Source organism: Micromonospora sp. GCM10011541, from assembly GCF_042650725.1.
In the GTDB taxonomy this organism is placed as follows: domain Bacteria; phylum Actinomycetota; class Actinomycetes; order Mycobacteriales; family Micromonosporaceae; genus Micromonospora; species Micromonospora sicca.
Window position 1 is genome coordinate 1 of sequence record NZ_JBHSBP010000094.1, and the last position, 1,057, is coordinate 1,057.

Annotated in this window: 1 protein-coding gene; it reads left to right on the forward strand. The window is 68.0% G+C overall.

The genetic code is table 11. The annotated features are described in order from the left end of the window. The first annotated feature begins 113 nt into the window (after positions 1-113). Positions 114-979 (forward strand): IS5 family transposase gene (locus ACFOYX_RS31775; RefSeq protein ID WP_322475188.1). Its coding sequence is split into 2 segments (ribosomal slippage): positions 114-447 and positions 447-979, totalling 867 coding nucleotides; the frame shifts between segments, so codons are not numbered across the junction. Positions 980-1,057 lie beyond the last annotated feature (78 nt).

Genomic DNA, 1,057 nt, shown 5'->3' on the forward strand with positions numbered 1-1,057 from the left:
CAATCGACAGAAAACGATGGCCGCCACGCCGGTGACGGCCATCGTTTAACACCAGTCACCTAGGGCGTGTCCTGCCGATCTTGTAGTGGTTGATCGTTGACGATGTGCCGGTGGTGCGTCGTGGTGAACTGACCGATGAGGCGTGGGCGGTGATCGCGCCGCTGCTTCCCGAGCCGGGCGGTGCGCGGGGGCGGTGGCGGGATCACCGTCAGGTGATCAACGGGATTTTGTGGAAGCTGCGCACGGGCGCACCGTGGCGTGACCTGCCGGAACGCTTCGGGCCGTGGAAGACCTGCCACGAGCGGCTGCGCCGGTGGACCGCCGATGGCACCTGGGATCGGATCCTGGCTGCGGCGCAGGTGCACGACGACGGCACACCGGTGCAGTGGACGATCAGCGTCGACTCGTCGATCGTGCGGGCGCACCAGCATGCCGCTGGCGCCCGCAAAAAGGGGGCTCCGCGGCAAGTCCGGCGACGCCTGGTGCGCAAGATGGCGAGGCCATCGGCCGGTCCCGAGGCGGACTGAGCACGAAGATCCACCTCGCGGTCGACGGGCGGGGACGGCCGTTGTCGATCCTGCTCACCCCAGGTCAGGCCGGCGACAACCCGCAGCTGCTGGCGTTGCTCGACGCCATCCGGGTCAACGAGCCCGGACCCGGCCGGCCCCGCAAGCGCCCCGACGTGCTCATCGCGGACAAGGGCTACGCCCACGACTCCACCCGCCGAGCACTGCGACAACGCGGCATCCGGCACGTCATCCCCGAACGGTCGGACCAGGTCGCCCGCCGTGCCGCCAAGGGCAGCACCGGCGGACGACCACCCGCCTTCGACCGGGCGGTCTACAAGAAGCGCAACGTGGTGGAACGGTGCTTCAACCGCCTCAAGCAGTGGCGTGACCTGGCCACCCGCTACGCCAAACGCGCATCCCTCTACCGGGCCAGCCTCGTCCTCATCGCGGCCATCATCTGGCTTCCATGATCGACAGGACAGGCCCTAGGTGACTGGTGTTAAACGATGGCTGCCACCGGCGCGGCGGTCATCGTTTTGCATCTATTT